This is a genomic window from Listeria booriae, assembly GCF_000766865.1.
GTDB lineage: Bacteria > Bacillota > Bacilli > Lactobacillales > Listeriaceae > Listeria_A > Listeria_A booriae.
The window spans coordinates 229,530-247,935 of sequence record NZ_JNFA01000019.1 but is presented as its reverse complement, the minus strand read 5'-3'; the positions used below and the strand labels follow the sequence as shown (position 1 = coordinate 247,935).

The window sequence follows — 18,406 nt, the reverse complement described above, 5'->3', positions numbered from 1 at the left end:
ACGATGCAATTATGGAAAACTGGGAAGTATTTGTCGTTGGAAATGATGAGGAAGCCGTTGCAAAAATTACAGAATTAGAAGTTCGTGGTTATAAAAAAGAGAATATTTCTATCTTGGCGAAATCAGATCAAGAAGATGAAATAGAAGAAATTATCGAGTCAACAGATGTGGAACGCGAACGTCCAGTCAACGAAGCAGCATTTGGCGTTATTTCGGGGATTTTACAATCACTTAGCGGTGCGATCGTGATTCCGCAAGTATACAACCCGAAATACGGCGCACTTTACGCGGCAGGGCCATTCGCGAAATGGTTCTCGAATACGAGTGATAAATCGGTGAAACGTTTATTGGCGGATTTTGACTTAACAGATGCGCAAATTGATGAGTTTGTTCGTGCGATACACAGCGGCGAAATCTTGATTTTGGCGAGATAATTGTGGTCAAAAAAAAGAAGCCAACAAAGGCACAACAACGTAAAATAAAGCAACGACGCAGCATGTTTTTGGCGATTTTGGCTTTGTTTGTATTAGGACTTGCATTGGTGATTTTGATGCAGTTTCGCGCGGTGGAGAAGCCAAAACCGTATACGCAAGATATTCCGGAGCAGTACGTGGCGATTTATCAGCGTGCGGCCAAGGAGTATGGTCTTGACTGGTTTTTGTTAGCTGCGGTGCATCGTGTGGAGACGAAATTTTCGACGGTAGAGCCGATGATTTCTAGTGTTGGTGCGATTGGTCCGATGCAGTTTATGCCATGTACGTTTGTGGGATGGAGTGCAGACGGCTGTCCAGCAACGGGAGGCGTTGGTTCTTTTACGGATGATGATTTGGTCGATCCTGCTATTATTAAGAAGTACGGCGGGTACGGTGTGGACGCGAATGGGGATGGCAAGGCTGATCCATGGGATTTGGAGGACGCGGTGTTTTCGACGGCGAACTTCTTAGCGGATAACGGCGCGAAGGACGGGAAGGAAGCCCAGGCGATTTTTAAATACAATCATAGCGATGTGTATGTCAAAGATATTTTGTTTTACCGCGATGAGTTTAAGAAGGCGTGGAACAAAGATATCGCTACAAAATAAAGAAGTCAGGCAAATTTGTTTGGCTTTTTTGCCTTGTGCACTGTCATAATTTTTACTTATCGAAATGCATCGATTTATCTTAGTTTACTTATCACGGTTTTTTTCGTACAATAGAGAGGTAGAAAACTGCAACGAGAGTGCATGGTAATCAAGATGGGATTACAAGTGGGAGGAAAAAACGATGACAAATTGGAATGAAAAAGCAAAGCAGTCGTTTCAAATCGGCGACGACACGTACCATTATTATCAATTAAAAACTTTAGAGGCGGATGGTCAAACATCCATTAAAAGCCTGCCTTACTCCATTCGCGTATTGCTAGAATCAGTATTGCGTCAAGCGGACGGAAGAATCATCACGGATAAACATATTGAAGATTTAGCGCACTGGAATGCAGATGGCAAGAACGACGGGGAAGTACCATTTAAACCGGCGCGTGTTATTTTACAAGATTTCACGGGAGTTCCAGCGGTTGTTGACTTAGCTTCGTTGCGTAAAGCGATGGCGGACATGGGCGGGGACCCAGAGGACATCAATCCCGAAATTCCGGTCGATCTTGTTGTCGATCACTCTGTGCAAGTGGACAGCTACGCGAATCCAGAAGCATTGCAAATCAACATGAAACTTGAATTTGAGCGCAACATGGAACGGTATCAATTTTTAAATTGGGCGCAAAAATCGTTCGATAATTACCGTGCGGTGCCTCCTGCAACAGGAATTGTGCATCAAGTGAACTTGGAGTATTTAGCGAGCGTTGTCATTGCGAACCAAGTGGCAGACAACGAATATACTGCATTCCCAGATAGTTTAGTCGGCACAGATTCACATACAACGATGATTAACGGTATCGGCGTACTTGGCTGGGGCGTTGGTGGAATTGAAGCAGAAGCAGGAATGTTAGGCCAACCTTCGTATTTCCCAATCCCAGAAGTTATCGGAGTGAAGCTGATCAATGCCTTACCAAACGGCGCAACAGCAACCGATTTAGCCTTAAAAGTCACCCAAGTTTTGCGTGAAAAGAAAGTCGTTGGCAAATTTGTCGAGTTTTTCGGAAAAGGCGTGGCAACATTACCACTTGCAGACCGTGCGACGATTGCGAACATGGCTCCCGAATATGGCGCAACGTGCGGATTTTTCCCAGTAGACGAAGAATCATTGACTTATTTACGTTTGACAGGCCGCGAAGAAAAGCAAATCGCGCTAGTAAAAGAATACTTGCAAAATAACGAACTCTTCTTCACGCCAGAAAATGCAGAACCGAATTATACATCCGTTGTGGAGCTTGATTTAAGCACTATCGAACCGAATTTATCAGGTCCGAAACGCCCGCAAGATTTAATTCCACTTTCCAAAATGAAGGAAACTTTCCAAGCATCGATTACAGCACCAAATGGCAACCAAGGTTTTGGATTAGCCAAGAAAGACTTGCATAAAGAAGCGCACGTAACGTTCGGAAATGGCGATCAGTCAACGATGAAGACCGGTTCTGTAGCTATCGCAGCGATTACGAGTTGTACGAATACATCGAATCCTTACGTCATGTTAAGCGCTGGATTAGTGGCGAAGAAAGCCGTTGAACTAGGTCTTGAAGTGCCGAAATTCGTGAAAACATCCCTTGCGCCAGGTTCGAAAGTAGTCACTGGTTATTTAGAAGACGCAGGATTATTGCCATACCTTGAAAAATTAGGTTTTGACTTGGTAGGATACGGTTGTACGACGTGTATCGGTAACTCAGGTCCATTAAAAGATGAGATTGAACAGGCGATTATTGATAACGACTTGCTCGTTTCTGCCGTGCTAAGTGGAAATCGGAATTTTGAAGGGCGGATTCATGCGTTAGTGAAAGCGAACTTCTTAGCTTCACCACCGCTTGTCGTGGCGTATGCGCTTGCTGGAACGACAAACATTGATATGTTAAATGAGCCAATTGGTAAAGGCGCACACGGGCAAGACGTGTTCCTAAGCGATATTTGGCCAGCACAAGAAGAAGTGAAGGCGCTAGTGGAAGCTACTGTGACGCCAGAACTATTCCGCGAACAATATGCGCATGTCTTTAGCCAAAATGAGGAATGGAATGCGATTGCGACGTCGGAACAAGCGCTCTATGACTGGGACGGCGAATCAACGTACATTGCCAACCCACCGTTTTTCGAGCATTTATCAGCCGAAGCTGGAAAAGTAGAAGCATTACACGGTCTTCGCGTTATTGGTAAATTTGGCGACTCTGTAACAACGGACCATATTTCACCAGCGGGAGCCATCGGTAAAGATACACCAGCTGGGAAGTACTTGCAAGCACATGGTGTAGCAATTCGTGACTTTAACTCATATGGTTCGCGTCGTGGTCATCATGATGTTATGATGCGTGGTACTTTTGCCAATATTCGTATTCGTAATCAAATCGCACCAGGCACAGAAGGCGGCTACACAACGTATTGGCCAACGGAAGAAATCATGCCGATTTATGACGCGTCGATGAAATACCAAGCAGAAGGAACAGGGCTTGTTGTATTGACGGGCGACGATTATGGTATGGGATCATCGCGTGACTGGGCTGCAAAAGGAACCAATCTCCTAGGAATTAAAACCGTTATTGCCAAAAGCTACGAGCGGATTCACCGTTCTAACTTAGCGATGATGGGCGTGTTACCGCTACAATTCAAAGAAGGCGAAGGAGCAGATTCTCTAGGTTTAACTGGCCGCGAAGCAATCAGCGTAGCCATCGATGAATCGGTATCACCACAAGACCTTGTAACAGTAACAGCAGTTGCTGAGGACGGCACACATAAAACATTCGAAGCAATTGTACGCTTTGATTCAGATGTAGAAATCGACTACTACCGTCACGGCGGAATCCTTCCAATGGTACTCCGTGGCAAACTAAAAAAATAAATTCGAAAATCACCAGACCAGAACGTGCGTTTGGTGATTTTTTATGTTATCATGATAGCATATAGAAAATAAGGGAGGTTTTACGAGATGAATAAGCAAGTGGAGATTGGCAATACAGGATTGCGCGTGACGCCGATAGGTTTTGGCGCGAACACGATTGGTGCGCATAATTTATTTGAAAATATTGATGAAGAAGTGAGCCGTGAAACGCTGCGTGTGGCGCTCCAAGATGGTGTGGACTTTTTTGATAGTGCCTTTATGTATGGGCTTGGGCGTTCAGAAGAGCTGATTGGTGAGATTTTGGCGGGGACTGGGCGTCGTTCGGAGGTAGTGCTGGCAACGAAGGCGGCGCATATTGTGACGGATGCTAGTGTGAAATTAGATAATTCACCGGCATTTTTAGAGAAGTCTGTGGACATCGCATTAGAGCGTTTACGCACGGATTACATTGACTTGTTCTACATTCACTTTCCAGACGGCGTGACACCTCCAGCAGAAGCAGTTGGCGCGTTACAAAGACTGAAAGAAGCCGGCAAAATTCGCGCTATCGGTGTGTCTAATTTTAGCGTGGATGCATTGCGTGCGGCGAATCAAGACGGCTATGTCGACGTCGTTCAAGACCGATATTCCTTAGTGTATCCAGAATTAGAAGCGGATATGATTCCGTATTGTATCGAACAAGGAATCTCCTTCATACCTTATACACCGCTTGCCAGTGGCCTATTAACAGGGAAATTCACAGCGCAGAATCCGCCACAAGACTTCCGTAAAGACCGTCCGCATTTCCAAGGGCAAGCTTACCTAGATACCGTCGCGAAAGTCACAAGTTTACAAGAACTAGCCGACCGCCATCATGTGTCTATTGCCAATATTGTATTAGCGACAACGCTTGGCATTGACGGCATCGATGTAGTGATCCCAGGCGCTAAAAGCCCGGCGCAAGTTCGAGCGAATATGCAAACATTAAATGCCGCGCTGACAAATGAAGAAATCGCATCTGTTCGCGCGTTATTCAAATAGGAAAGAGGGATAAGCCGATGCAGCAAGAACGATGTGGATGGGCCATGAATGATTCTGTAGAACAGGTGTATCACGATAATGAATGGGGCGTACCAAGTCATGACGAGCGCTATTTATTTGAAATGTTGAACTTAGAAGGTGCGCAAGCCGGATTATCATGGCGCCTGATTTTAAATAAACGAGCAGCTTACAAGGCGGCTTTTCACGATTTTGACCCGGATAAATGTGCGATGTTAACGGATGAAGAGCTAGAACACATTCGCGAAACCGCCGAAATCGTCAGAAATAAACTGAAAATACGAGGCGTCCGCAAGAATGCGATAGCGTTTTTGAAAGTGCAGGCAGAGTTTGGTTCATTTGGTGCGTATATTTGGGGGTTCACAGATGGCAAGCAAATCGTGAATCACTGGACAGATATGTCACAAATGCCAGCCCAAACAGCGCTTTCAGAGCGGATTAGTAAAGACTTGAAGAAACGCGGGTTTATTTTTGTTGGACCTGTGATTATTTATTCTTATTTGCAAGCAATTGGTATGATTGATGATCATGTGATTACATGTCCGTATCATACGGAGAATCGGTCATAAATAAAAACGAAGAGTAAAGCCACGACGTTCACGGGCTTTACTCTTCGCTTTATTTTACGCTTTTTGCCAATTAAGTTGCCATTCCACACCGAATTTATCGGTTACTTTGGCGTACAGGCCGCCCCAAGGCATTTCTTGTAGTTCGATAGAGATTGTACCAGCTTCTTTCAAGAAATTATAACTAGCAGTCAATGAGGTTTCATCTGTATACAAGAAAGCGATAGAAAGCATGTTACCAGCAACAACTTCGCCGTCCTCATAAGCATCAGAGAAATACAGAATCTCTTCACCATTTTTTTCAAGACGGGCATGGACAATGCGATTGCCTAAAGCTTCATCGCCTCGCGAATCGCCCATTTCTTTATACGTTTGGATTTGTGTTATTTTCGCATCAAAAGCCTCTACGTAAAAGTCTAAAGCTTCTCTTGCATTCCCGTCGAACATTAAATATGGTATTGTCGTTGGCATGTCTTTTCCTCCTAGGATTCCATTTTTTATCACGCTTCGGTGATAGGGATAGTATAAGTGATTCGAGATGGAAATACCATTTATAAAACATATTAAGTGACAATAATATTATTATGTAAACTATATAAGCTAAAAAAGAACAACCCCTGGTAAAAGGGGCTGCTCTTCTAATCATATGTTATTAAACACCTTTATAAGCGTTAATATAAATCTCTTTCAACTCAGAAACAAGCGGTTGAACGGGGTTAGCAGTTGTACATTGATCCATGAATGCACGGTCAGCAAGTGTATCAACCACTGCATCAAATGCTTTCTTATCAACGTTTTGACCTTTCAAGCTCATGTCAATTCCGCAATCTTTACCAAGGCTGATGATAGCATCAACTAGTGATTTCACGCCTTCTTCTGTAGTAGAAGCTGGAAGACCTAGTACGCGAGCAATTTGTGCGTAATCTTGGTCAGCGCGGTAAGATTCGTATCTTGGGAACAACGCATGTTTTCTAGGTTTTGTTGCATTATAACGAATAACGTGTGGCATCAAGATAGCATTCGCACGACCGTGAGGGATGTGGAATTCAGGTCCGATTTTGTGTGCCAAGCTATGGTTGATTCCTAAGAATGCGTTGGCAAATGCCATACCAGCCATTGCAGAAGCGTTATGCATGATTTCGCGTGCATCTTCGTCGCCTTCCAAAACAGAAGCGCGTAATGATTGGAATACCATTTCGATAGCACGTAGAGACAATCCGCGTGTATAATCGCTTGCCATAACAGATACGTAAGACTCAATCGCATGTGTTAATACGTCCATACCAGTGTCAGCTGTGATATGTGCTGGAACTGTCATAACATATTGTGCATCGACAATCGCTACGTCAGGAGTTAGCTCATAGTCAGCTAGTGGGTATTTGATGTTGTTTTCTTTATCCGTAATTACCGCAAAAGGGGTAACCTCAGAACCAGTACCTGATGTAGTAGGGATAGCCACAAATTGTGCTTTTTCACCAAGTTTAGGATATTTGAAAGTACGTTTACGGATATCTAAGAATTTTTGTTTCAAGCCGAAGAATGAAGCTTCTGGGTGTTCGTAGAATAACCACATACCTTTAGCGGCATCCATTGCGGAACCACCACCAAGGGCGATAATGCAGTCTGGTTTGAAGTCTTTCATTAATTCTGCACCTTTATAAACGGTAACATCAGATGGATCTGGCTCAACATCTGCAAAAACTTGATAGTCCACATTGTTGCTGCGTTTTTTCAAGTGTTCGATAACAACGTCTACATATTTGAATTGAACCATTCCTGGGTCAGTTACGATGAATACGCGTTCGATGTTTGGCATTTTTTGTAGATATTGAGTAGAATATTTTTCAAAGAATACTTTTGGTGGAAGTTTGAACCATTGCATATTATTTCTCCGTTCTGCAACACGTTTTACATTTAATAGGTTTGTTGCGCTAACGTTTTGGGATACAGAGTTTTTACCGTAAGATCCGCAACCTAGTGTTAGGGAAGGGATGAAGCCGTTGTAAAGGTCGCCGATTCCGCCTTGTGCAGATGGTGCGTTTACAATGATACGGCAAGCTTTCATGCGTAAACCGAAGGCAAGTTGTGCTTCACGGTTTGTGGAATGAATAACTGCAGAGTGACCTAAACCACCGTATACTAACATTTCTTCACAACGATCGAAAGCTTCTGCTTGATCTTTTGCCTCGATGAATGCAAGAACTGGGCTTAATTTTTCGTGTGATAGTGGGTAAGCATCGCCTACACCTTTAATTTCAGCAATAAGAATCTTCGTATCTTCCGGTACTTTGAATCCAGCTTCGTTTGCAATCCAAGCAGGGGATTTACCTACAACATTTGGGTTTAACGCATGTGTTTCAGGATTGATAACATAGCTTTCTAATTTCTTGAATTCAGCGCCTTTTACGAAGTAGCAGTTGTTTGCTTCCATTTCTGCTTTTACTTCTTTAGCAACTTCTTTGTCAACGATGACTGCTTGTTCAGATGCACAAATCATACCATGGTCAAATGTTTTTGATAGGATGATGTCGTTTACTGCGCGTTTGATTTTCGCTGTTTTGTCGATGTATGCTGGAACGTTACCAGGACCAACGCCAAGTGCAGGTTTACCAGTAGAGTACGCTGATTTAACCATTGCTGCTCCACCAGTTGCAAGAACTAGGGCAACGTCTTTATGGTTCATTAATTGTTTTGTCGCTTCAAGGGATGGTTTTTCAACCCATTGAATACAATGTTCTGGTGCGCCAGCTGCAACGGCTGCTTCATAAACAACACGAGCGGCTTCAGAGGAACATTTTTGAGCGCTTGGGTGGAAAGCGAAGATGATTGGGTTACGTGTTTTAATTGCAATGATTGCTTTAAATAATGTAGTAGAAGTTGGGTTCGTTACTGGAGTTACACCAGCGACAACACCGACTGGTTCTGCGATTTCAACTACACCAGTTTGTTTGTCTTCATTGATAATGCCGACTGTTTTATTTGTTTTAATGTTATTCCAAATATATTCTGTTGCAAAAATGTTCTTGATACATTTGTCTTCATAAATACCGCGACCAGTTTCTTCGATAGCCATTTTTGCAAGCGGCATATGTTGGTCAAGGCCAGCAAGTGCCATTGCGTGTACAATGTTATCTACTTGTTCTTGGTCATAATTTGCAAAGGCTTTTAACGCGCTTTGTCCGTTACTTGCTAATTTATCAATTACTTTTTGAACTTCTACTACTTCATCAACAGCTTTTTCTTTCATTGCCATTTGTGAACCCTCCAATGATATTGGGACTAAAAACGTCCATTTGTGACATTTAACGTCCCTGTTATTTCAAAAAAATTGAGGCGGTCGACTCGCCCTTCTTTTTTTGGCTTTCTTATTTACAAAGTAAGTGTAACACTTCACAAAGTCTTTGTCTAGGTTTTTCTTGTGAAAACATTCACTAATAACTAAAATGGTAAAAAAGACATATTTAAAAAGAGACAGATATTGCATTTGACTTAGCGAATTTAAGAGTGAAATGAGAGTTCATTAAGAGCATCTTAGCTTACTGTAAGAGGATTTATAGCTATTCTTAAGAAAGATTGTGCATTTTATAGTATACTAATGGAGTGTTCGCGAATCTATAGATAAAAAGGGGTTACATAGAGATGTATATGATGTTTTTTGGGAGTTCTGTTTTGTTATTAGTAGCCATGGCGGTTTTGTGGTCGATATTTCCGTTTAGACGGGGACGTTGGTTGCTTTGGATTAACGCGGTGCTTTTTGTTGGCTGGTGTTTGGTAACGTTCATTGCCGCGCGAAGTATCGGTTGGGAATTTGTGCGGCAGATTTTTGGAATGCTCATGCCAATGGTGTTCTCGCCGTTTGTTTTGTTGTTTATTTTTGCAAAAAGGGCAAATTGGATGAGACTTGTTAAGCGGTATGCCGTTATTGTGTCGTGGCTTGCGGTGTTTATGATTGTTTTTCAGATTCCTGCATTTCCGACTTTTGCGACGTATATATTATGTTTTGGTGTACCAGTTCTGGTTTTCTTCTTATTATATGTTTGGGAGAAATGGCTTGCTGGGAAGTGGAACCGTGGTTGGATTGCTTTTGGTAGTGTGATTTTGGTTGTGGCGTTTATTTTTGGGTCATTGCTAATGAATGCGACGGCGCTAAATGCCAGTGGTGACGACATGGTGATGGATTGGGGCGGTGGAAAGGACTTGGGAATGAAGCCGGAGCTTGACGTGACAAAACTGACAGGACCTAAAGAAACCGCCGTGACAGAAAGATTTCAATTCACAGCAGCAACGAAGAAAATGAAAGTTCCGGATGGATCGACAAAAGAATTATGGCTTTTCAATGGACAAATGACGGGGCCAGCGATTCACGTGAAACAGGGAGATGTGGTTGAAGTCACGCTGACAAACGAAAATATTGAAGATGGCGTGACGATTCACTGGCATGGTTACGATGTTCCAAATGCTGAGGATGGTGTGCCTGATATTTCGCAAAAAGCGGTGGCAATCGGGGAAAGCTATACGTATCGCTTCAAGGCAGACACGGTCGGTACGTTCTGGTATCATTCGCATAGCCAGTCATCAGAGCAAGTGGGGCATGGCTTATTTGGCTCTCTCATTGTTGATCCAAAAACAAAGCCAGACGACGAGCTTGATATGGTAGCGTTCGTTGCACCGAAATATATCGATAACGACGGGGCGCTAATTTCAAGCGATGAGTGGCCAAAACAATTACTTAAAGATACAAAAATCCGTCTTCGTTTAACAAATGCGCATAATAAACCGCAAAAAATTGTATTAAATGGCGTACCGTTTAAAGTTGCTGCGATTGATGGAAATGAAGTGAATCAGCCGACTGATGTTGAGGGCAAGTATGTGCAAATACCAGCAGGGGGACGCGTCGATTTAACGTTTGTGATGCCAAATAACGAGGTACGAATTTTTGATGCAAAAGATGAATCGGGCGGTTGGGTGTTCCAATCAGAAAGAAAATCAGCAGCACCGTCGAAGGAGATTCCAGAAGAAGCTTTTCAGCGCGAAAGTTATGGGACTAAGATGAATAGCGGTTTGGATGTCAGTAAAGGATTTGACCGCGAATTTACAATGGTTTTTGATAGCAAGTTAGCATTTTTTGATGGCATGGTGCATCATTTATGGACGATAAATGGCAAGCTTTATCCAAATACACCGATGTTGATGGTAAGTGAAGGTGACCTAGTCAAAACAACATTTGTGAATCGGAGTTATAGTCACCATCCTATGCATTTACATGGACATAAAATGCTCGTATTAACACGAAATGGAAAAGCAACAACTGGTAGTCCGTGGTGGACAGATACACTAAATGTCGCGCCAGGTGAAACATATGAAGTGGCCTTTAAAGCAGATAATCCGGGTATTTGGATGGATCATTGTCATAATCTCGATCATGCAACGAATGGAATGATGATGCATTTGCAATACGATAATGTGTACACACCGTTTTCAGGACACACGCACGAATAAAATGGGAACCTCGTCAATGAGTTGGTGCTGTTGGCGAGGTTTTTATATGCCTAATTATAAAGATTTTTTAGTAATATTTTGAACGAAATCACTTGATGTTTACATCGGAAATATGCTATAATTCAGAGGAGTTATACGAACTAGAAAGGAGAGGCTGAGCATGGCAACGGTTAGTATTGATAGACAAATAATTTTGAGCGCTGACGATTTAGAGAAATTAGACAAAGCAGTCCCCACCGAGAAACTAAAGAAAATGTTGAGTACAGAGAGCAAGGCAGCAATGGCCAAAAGAAAAACGACAGAAAGAGTTGTTGCGAGTTGGATGAGAGCATAGGCAAACAATACAAAACGGACACTTTGAGTAATATCATTACAAATTTAATGCACGTAATTAAAGAAGAATCACCTGAACTAAGCGATAAATCCATCAAAAGAGAAGCTAGACGTCGTTTTATTAATAGGGTAGATTCTTCTTTTTATTGTACGAAAAACAAAGATGTAATGACTTTTTTGAGAAACAAAGCGTTTGATAGTGAATTACATCATTTAACAAGAACTTATTTCTATACTAATGAAGAGGAATGGCTAGGCTTCTCCACAATATCATTAAAAATTCTCCAAATAAGTGCGTTAGAAACCGCAATGAAGAAGAAACTGATTGCGAGCAGTAAAAGCCCAAATAATATTGCGGAAATACCAGCCTATTTAATTGCACAAGTTGCAAAGAATGAAAATAATACACTGTCTGGGTTTTGCGCGAACGATATATTAACCCACGCCATACAAGAAATTGATAACGCGCGTAACTTGGTTGGCGGAAAAATCGTTGTCTTGGATAGCGTCAATGTGGAGAAAGTTATCAAGAAGTACGAATCATTCGGCTTTATGAAATACGGCGCTTTATTCCAATCTCAAAGCGAATTACAACCGATGTTCCTTGATATTAGCAAAATCAAAACATAAAAAAGCGCGAAATGCTTGTCATAGTGCGAAGTTTGTGCTATTATAGTAAACGGTGTTAAATCACACACGCATTGTGGACAGAACAAACGGTGCTTGCATTTGCAAGTCTTTGTCTGGTTGATACATGCGGAGGGCGGAATGATCCGCAAAAATAAAACCATAGGAGGGAATAACATGCCTGTTATTTCAATGAAACAATTGTTAGAAGCTGGTGTTCACTTCGGTCACCAAACGCGCCGTTGGAACCCAAAAATGAAGAAATACATCTTCACAGAAAGAAATGGTATCTACATTATCGATTTACAAAAAACTGTTAAGAAAGTAGATGAAGCTTTCAATTTCATGAAAGAAGTATCTGCTGACGGTGGAACAATCCTTTTTGTAGGAACTAAGAAACAAGCGCAAGATTCAGTTCGTGATGAAGCGATCCGTTCAGGTCAATATTTCGTTAACCATCGTTGGTTAGGTGGAACTTTGACAAACTTTGAAACAATCCAAAAACGTATTAAACACCTTAAGAAAATCGAGAAAATGGAAGAAGACGGCACTTTCGAAGTTCTTCCTAAGAAAGAAGTAGTTCTTCTTAAGAAAGAGCAAGAGAAATTAGAAAGATTCCTAGGTGGAATTAAAGATATGAAAGGTCTTCCAGATGCATTGTTCATCGTTGACCCTCGTAAAGAGCGTATTGCTGTTGCAGAAGCTCGTAAACTACACATCCCAATCATCGGTATTGTTGATACAAACTGTGATCCAGATGAAATTGATTACGTAATCCCTGCAAATGACGACGCAATCCGCGCTGTTAAACTTTTGACTGCTAGAATGGCTGACGCTATCATCGAAGTGAACCAAGGTGAAGAGCAAGAAGTTCCAGCTGAAGAAGTAAAAGTAGAAGAAACAGTAGCTGCTACTGAAGAAACTACAACAGAAGCGTAATTTTAAACTCACAAGGTGATAAGTGACACTCTCTTATCACCTTTTTTGAAAGATTTTATTTTTAGGAGGAATTGTAAAATGGCTAACGTTACAGCTCAAATGGTAAAAGAACTACGCGAAAAAACTGGTGCTGGTATGATGGATTGTAAAAAAGCATTAGTAGAAGTAGATGGAGATATGGATTTAGCAATCGACTACCTACGCGAAAAAGGTATTGCGAAAGCTGCTAAGAAATCCGATCGTATCGCTACAGAAGGTATGACAAGCGTTGTCAGCAATGACAAACACGCAATCGTACTTGAAATCAATGCAGAAACTGACTTCGTAGCTAAAAATGACAAGTTCATTCAATTAGTTCAAGACATTTCTAACCAATTATTGACTGTTCGTCCAACTGACTTGGATGCAGCTCTTAAAACAGAAATGCCAAACGGTCAAGTTTTACAAGACTACATCAATGAAGCGATCCAAACAATCGGAGAAAAAATCTCACTACGTCGTTTCGAAATCAAAGAAAAAGTAGCAGATCACGCATTCGGCGAATACATCCACATGGGCGGACGTATCGGTGTATTAGTTGTTCTTGAAGGTACAACGGACGATGCTGTTGCTAAAGACGTGGCAATGCATGTTGCAGCAATCAACCCTAAATATATCTCTCGTGCAGACGTTTCTCAAGACGAAATCGACCACGAAAGAAAAATCCTAACAGAGCAAGCACTTAACGAAGGCAAACCAGCCAATATCGTTGAGAAAATGGTAGAAGGCCGCTTAACAAAATACCTAAGCGAAATCAGCCTTGAAGACCAACCATTCGTTAAAAACCCAGACGTAACTGTAGGCCAATTCGTTAAAGAAAAAGGCGCTACAATCAAATCGTTTGTACGTTTTGAAGTTGGAGAAGGTCTTGAGAAGAAAGAAGATAACTTTGTTGAGGAAGTAATGAATCAAGTTAAGAAATAAAGTAACACAAAAAAACCGCTATTCACTATGTCTAGCGGTTTTTTTGTCATATATAGATAGTATCAATTCCAAATCACCAAAGACAAATACAACCCAACCAACGTCACAAACAAAACTGGAATCGTAATTACAATACCGATTTTAAAATACATACCCCAACTTATCTTCACGTTTTTCTGTGCTAAAATATGCAACCATAACAGCGTAGCCAAAGACCCAATCGGTGTAATCTTTGGACCTAAATCTGATCCTATGACATTCGCGTAAACAAGTGCTTCTTTCATCACTCCGGTAAACGACGTGTGGTCGATAGCTAACGCATTAATCATCACTGTTGGCAAATTATTCATAACGGAAGATAAAATCGCGGCAATAAAGCCCATCCCAATTGTGCCGGCGAACAAGCCATAACTCGCAATATGCTCGACAGCTTCCGCCAATAATTTTGTAATTCCAACGTTTTGAAGGCCGTACACAACGATATACATCCCAATCGAGAAAAATACAATACTCCAAGGCGCGGCTTTCACAATGGATTTAGCGCGAACAGCATGGCTTCTTTTCGCTAAAAACAAGAAGATGCCAGCGACTAACAGGGCAATAAAGGAGACAGGAATATCCAAGAAACTGCTCAAAAAGTAGCCCGTGACAAGCACAATCAAGACGCCCCAAGAGATTCGAAACATTTTTACATCTTTAAGAGCGGAGGCTGGTGCGGCTAGTTCAGCTGTTTCATACCGTTTTGGCAAGGCTTTTCGGAAGTAAATGTACAGGACAACGATGCTAGCAATTAGCGAAAAGAGGTTGGGAATCCACATCATTAACGCATATTGTGAAAAAGAAATCCCGAAAAAATCTGCCGAAACAATGTTCACCAAGTTACTGACAACGAGCGGTAAAGACGTTGTATCCGCGATGAATCCGCTTGCGATAATGAAAGGAAATACCTTTTTCTCATCAAACTTAAGCGCGCGTACCATTGCCAAAACAATCGGTGTCAAAATAAGCGCCGCGCCATCATTTGCGAAGAAAGCTGCGACCAAAGCTCCTAAAACAGAAACTAGAACGAACATCAAAATGCCGTTTCCTTTGGCGATTCGTGCCATATGTAGTGCCGCCCATTCAAAAAAGCCAATTTCATCAAGGACAAGCGAAATAATGATGATTGCGATAAATGCGAGTGTCGCGTTCCAAACGATGCCTGTAACGGTAATAACATCCGTAAAAGTGACGATACCAAGTAGTAACGCGAGCGCCGCACCGCCACAAGCTGACCAACCGATGGATAAGTTCTTCGGCTGCCAGATGACAAAAATAAGCGTGATTATAAAAACTAAAATAGTAAGCGTAATTTGCATAGTAAACCCCTTTATTCGAGCAGCTAAAACTGCCAGTAGTTACTTGTTAGGTGATATCATATAGATAAGAGTCTATGTATAAATATAAACTGCTGTTCCTCATGCGTCAAGCATTACGATTGGAACAGGCATAATGCGCATAAAAGCTTTCTAAAACGCCAACAAATGATTTCCACATCATAAGTTATACATTAAAGAAAGCTTTCGAGTCATTCTTATCGTTTTGGAGCGCGATAACCAGCAGCTTCAGCCTCGGCTACAGTATTGAACCATTCTTTTACATTCGTTGTTCGGTCGTAATATGTGCTGCCAGGTACATGATAAATGCCGCTATAGCTTCCTTTAATCTGTCCTTGTTCCTGGGCAGGAGCTGAATCCTGAGCTTCTTGTTGCTCGCGTTCTTTTTCTTCATTCGCTTTTTGCTCAGCAGCTTCTTTTTCTTTGGCGGCTTGCTCTTCTTTTGCGATACGCTCTTTTTCGGCATTTTCAGCATCAATATGTGCTTGTTTTTCTGCGGCTGCTTTTTGTAGCTCTTTCTCGGAAGGAGTTGTGATATTAATTGTTTCTGTAAACTTGATCACTTTCTTCTTATTAACGAGATCGCCTTCTAGGTTACCGCCTTTTTTACCGATGATTTTGCGCATGCTATCGGTTTGTTTTTTGGGTTGATAGGATTGGAATTTAATCTCGTAAGTGCCCTTATCTAGTTCTCCGATAGTCTTCTTAAGTTTCCCATCCTTCTTTACTTTCAGCTTTATTTCTTCGTTATAACCATTTGGCCCAGTAATCGTAGCGAAAAATTTCATTTTGTTCGGCAGATTAGTCTGGACATGGATATTCACATTGTTTCCTTCTACATCACTTCCCGCCAAAACACCTACTGTAAGTGGCTCTGCGGCTTGCGCTTGTTGATGAAACGAAGTCATTGAGATGAAGAGCATCAAGATAATCAGAAGTAAATTCCCTTTTTTAAGTACTGTTTGTGCTGGTTTCATTGTTTTATTCTCTCCCTTTATTTTTTATGATAAAGCGCATACAGGTTTATTTTAGATTATTTTGGAGAATAAAGCTATATTAAAATAAAATACTTATAAAAACTTATATATAAACATATAAAACTTATAAACTTGCAAACTAATCCTATATATTCTATACTATACATGGTGATGCAAATGGAACAAAAAGAACGGATAATAAAAATATTAGATTTATTAGATGAAAAAGAATCGCTCGAACTCGCAGATTTAGTAGCCTATTTCGGCGTTTCAAAAGACACAGCACGACGCGACATTTTAAAATTAGTAGAGCAAGGTCTTGCGGAAAGAAGGCGAGGCGGGATTGCTTTGCCACGCATGCAACAGAAGATTGAGAACTATTCAGAACGACTCATCAAGAATAGTCAGGAAAAACAACGAATTGCGCAACAGGCGAGCCATTTCATACAGGATAATCAAACGGTATGGCTAGATGTATCAACGACTGTACAACTAATGGAAGAACATATGACAGCTAGAAATACGATGTTGGTCACGAATTCACTAGATAACGCGCTAGCTTTTTCAAAACATACAGAGAAAATCTATGTATTAGGCGGTTTTTATCATCATGGCGCGAATATTTTGAACGGAGCGGCCACGATTGCGCAAATCCATCAATTTCAATTCGATGTTGCGTTTATCGGCGCCTCCGGAGTGGACGAGCAGGGCATTTATTATGATAGCATCGACGATATCCCGCTCCACCAAGCCATTATTCAAAATGCAAAAACAGTGCACGTGCTGGCTGATCAGACGAAATTCCACCAGACAACAAACTTCAAAATATCATGGAACGGCATTACAGGCCTAATCACACAAACACCAATCCCAGAGAAAATCGTAAAGCAGCTAGAAAAACAGGAAATCGAGTGTATTATTGGAGGAATTAAAAAATGACGACGCTAATGAAAAATATCCAAATAAGCGGTGAAAAAGGAACGAAAGCTGCGCATATTATCATACACGACGGCAAAATTCAAAAGATAACAGATACAATCGGGGATGAATCCGCATACGACACAATTATCGAAGGGCAGAATCAATTACTCATTCCTGGTATGATCGACGTGCATATCCATGGTGCTAACCACTACGACATGATGGATGGCACAACCAAAAGCATTCAAGAAGTATCTAAAAAAAGTCTCGAAACAGGATGCACTGGTTTTTTGGTAACTTCTGTGACTTCTTCGTTAGAACAACTCCTGGCAATGATCGAAGCTACCAAACAAGTCGTCGGCAATGAGATGGGTGCTAAAATTTTAGGCATTCATTTGGAAGGACCGTATTTAAATATCGAGAAAAAAGGAATGCAGAATCCGGAGTTTTTGAGACATCCTGACTTGAATGAAATGAAAGAAATTATGAAGCACGCAGACGGATTAATTAAGATGGTCACGATTGCTCCAGAATTACCCGGTGCAAAAGAAATGATTGCGTATTTGAAGAGCCAAGATATTGTTATTGCGGCGGGGCACACAAACGCGACGTATGAAGAAGCGATTGATGCGTTCGACCAAGGTGTGACGCATATTACGCATTGTTGTAACGCGATGCCACAAATTCATCATCGTAGCCCAGGAATTACGACGGCGGCACTAGAACGGGACGGAGTCAGTGTACAAGCGATTGTCGATAACGTACATCTTCATCCTGGCATTGTTCGACTGATGCACAAAGTGAAAACGGCAGATCAAATGGTTTTAATCACAGATGCATTGCAGGCGATGGGAGTTGGCGATGGCGATTATCAGTTTGGCGGTCATCACGTGACGGTCACAGATGGCGTTGCTCGCTTGGACGATGGCACGTTAGCCTCAAGTACGGTGACAATGAACCAAGCCTTAAAAGTAAGCACAGACATGGCGATACCGCTACACGACACAATCAAAATGGCAACAACGACACCAGCTCAAATTTTAAACGAAAACAATATCGGATGTATCGAAATTGGCAAAGATGCAGATTTAGTCCTTCTAAATGAAAATTTTGAGGTCATTTCTGTTCTTTTAAAGGGCGAAATCGCAATCTAAAAAATAGGCAGGCAGTGACATTCTAAATCACCGCTTGCCTAT

16 protein-coding genes are annotated in these 18,406 nt (G+C 41.7%); 12 read left to right on the top strand and 4 right to left on the bottom strand.

Annotated features, from left to right (window positions below):
* Positions 1-11 precede the first annotated feature (11 nt).
* The 5 genes from EP57_RS07130 to EP57_RS07110 all read left to right on the top strand — a co-directional run bounded on the left by EP57_RS07130 (position 12) and on the right by EP57_RS07110 (position 5,578).
* The gene (locus tag EP57_RS07130; RefSeq protein ID WP_036085487.1) at positions 12-434 is read left to right on the top strand and encodes a general stress protein; all 423 of its coding nucleotides are present in this window, start codon (positions 12-14) and stop codon (positions 432-434) included.
* Between the two features lie 2 nt (positions 435-436).
* Positions 437-1,081, top strand: coding sequence for a lytic transglycosylase domain-containing protein (locus EP57_RS07125; RefSeq protein WP_036085485.1), 645 nt, complete (start codon positions 437-439; stop codon positions 1,079-1,081).
* 181 nt (positions 1,082-1,262) lie between these two features.
* Positions 1,263-3,971, top strand: coding sequence for an aconitate hydratase AcnA (gene acnA / locus EP57_RS07120; RefSeq protein WP_036085483.1), 2,709 nt, complete (start codon positions 1,263-1,265; stop codon positions 3,969-3,971).
* An 87-nt stretch (positions 3,972-4,058) separates the two neighbouring features.
* Entirely contained in the window at positions 4,059-4,991 is a 933-nt protein-coding gene (locus EP57_RS07115) for an aldo/keto reductase (protein WP_036085482.1), read from the top strand.
* 17 nt (positions 4,992-5,008) lie between these two features.
* A complete protein-coding gene (locus EP57_RS07110; RefSeq protein WP_036085480.1) occupies positions 5,009-5,578 on the top strand; it encodes a DNA-3-methyladenine glycosylase I in 570 nt (189 codons plus the stop codon).
* Between the two features lie 54 nt (positions 5,579-5,632).
* On the opposite strand, the gene EP57_RS07105 is transcribed toward EP57_RS07110, so the two are convergent.
* Both EP57_RS07105 and adhE read right to left on the bottom strand, forming a co-directional pair.
* Entirely contained in the window at positions 5,633-6,046 is a 414-nt protein-coding gene (locus EP57_RS07105) for a VOC family protein (RefSeq protein ID WP_036085479.1), read from the bottom strand.
* A 181-nt stretch (positions 6,047-6,227) separates the two neighbouring features.
* Positions 6,228-8,828, bottom strand: coding sequence for a bifunctional acetaldehyde-CoA/alcohol dehydrogenase (gene adhE / locus EP57_RS07100; protein WP_036085477.1), 2,601 nt, complete (start codon positions 8,826-8,828; stop codon positions 6,228-6,230).
* Positions 8,829-9,214: 386 nt separating this feature from the next.
* Here adhE and EP57_RS07095 point away from each other — a divergent pair, with 386 nt between their 5' ends.
* The 5 genes from EP57_RS07095 (at position 9,215) to tsf (ending at position 13,936) form a co-directional block, all read left to right on the top strand.
* Complete coding sequence (locus EP57_RS07095) at positions 9,215-11,074, top strand: multicopper oxidase domain-containing protein (RefSeq protein WP_052167599.1); 1,860 nt, start codon at positions 9,215-9,217, stop codon at positions 11,072-11,074.
* Positions 11,075-11,234: 160 nt separating this feature from the next.
* The gene (locus EP57_RS16960; protein WP_159106423.1) at positions 11,235-11,408 is read left to right on the top strand and encodes a hypothetical protein; all 174 of its coding nucleotides are present in this window, start codon (positions 11,235-11,237) and stop codon (positions 11,406-11,408) included.
* Positions 11,393-12,037: a hypothetical protein gene (locus EP57_RS07090; protein WP_052167598.1), complete on the top strand. Its 645-nt coding sequence runs from the start codon at positions 11,393-11,395 to the stop codon at positions 12,035-12,037. Before EP57_RS16960 ends, EP57_RS07090 begins: the two co-directional genes overlap by 16 nt.
* Before the next feature lie 174 nt (positions 12,038-12,211).
* On the top strand, positions 12,212-12,973 hold the full coding sequence (rpsB, locus tag EP57_RS07085) for a 30S ribosomal protein S2 (protein WP_036085476.1): 762 nt from the start codon (positions 12,212-12,214) through the stop codon (positions 12,971-12,973).
* 78 nt (positions 12,974-13,051) lie between these two features.
* The gene (tsf, locus tag EP57_RS07080; protein ID WP_036085474.1) at positions 13,052-13,936 is read left to right on the top strand and encodes a translation elongation factor Ts; all 885 of its coding nucleotides are present in this window, start codon (positions 13,052-13,054) and stop codon (positions 13,934-13,936) included.
* A gap of 62 nt (positions 13,937-13,998) precedes the next feature.
* Here tsf and EP57_RS07075 read toward each other — a convergent pair whose 3' ends face one another.
* Positions 13,999-15,294, bottom strand: a complete 1,296-nt coding sequence (locus tag EP57_RS07075; protein ID WP_036085472.1) for an arsenic transporter — start codon at positions 15,292-15,294, stop codon at positions 13,999-14,001.
* 215 nt (positions 15,295-15,509) lie between these two features.
* Complete coding sequence (locus tag EP57_RS17345) at positions 15,510-16,289, bottom strand: sunset domain-containing protein (RefSeq protein ID WP_206539130.1); 780 nt, start codon at positions 16,287-16,289, stop codon at positions 15,510-15,512.
* Between the two features lie 177 nt (positions 16,290-16,466).
* Between EP57_RS17345 and EP57_RS07065 the strand changes: the two genes are divergently transcribed.
* Together EP57_RS07065 and nagA are read left to right on the top strand one after the other, a co-directional pair.
* Positions 16,467-17,228, top strand: coding sequence for a DeoR/GlpR family DNA-binding transcription regulator (locus EP57_RS07065; protein ID WP_036085470.1), 762 nt, complete (start codon positions 16,467-16,469; stop codon positions 17,226-17,228).
* Positions 17,225-18,364, top strand: coding sequence for an N-acetylglucosamine-6-phosphate deacetylase (nagA, locus tag EP57_RS07060; RefSeq protein ID WP_036085469.1), 1,140 nt, complete (start codon positions 17,225-17,227; stop codon positions 18,362-18,364). Before EP57_RS07065 ends, nagA begins: the two co-directional genes overlap by 4 nt.
* Positions 18,365-18,406 lie beyond the last annotated feature (42 nt).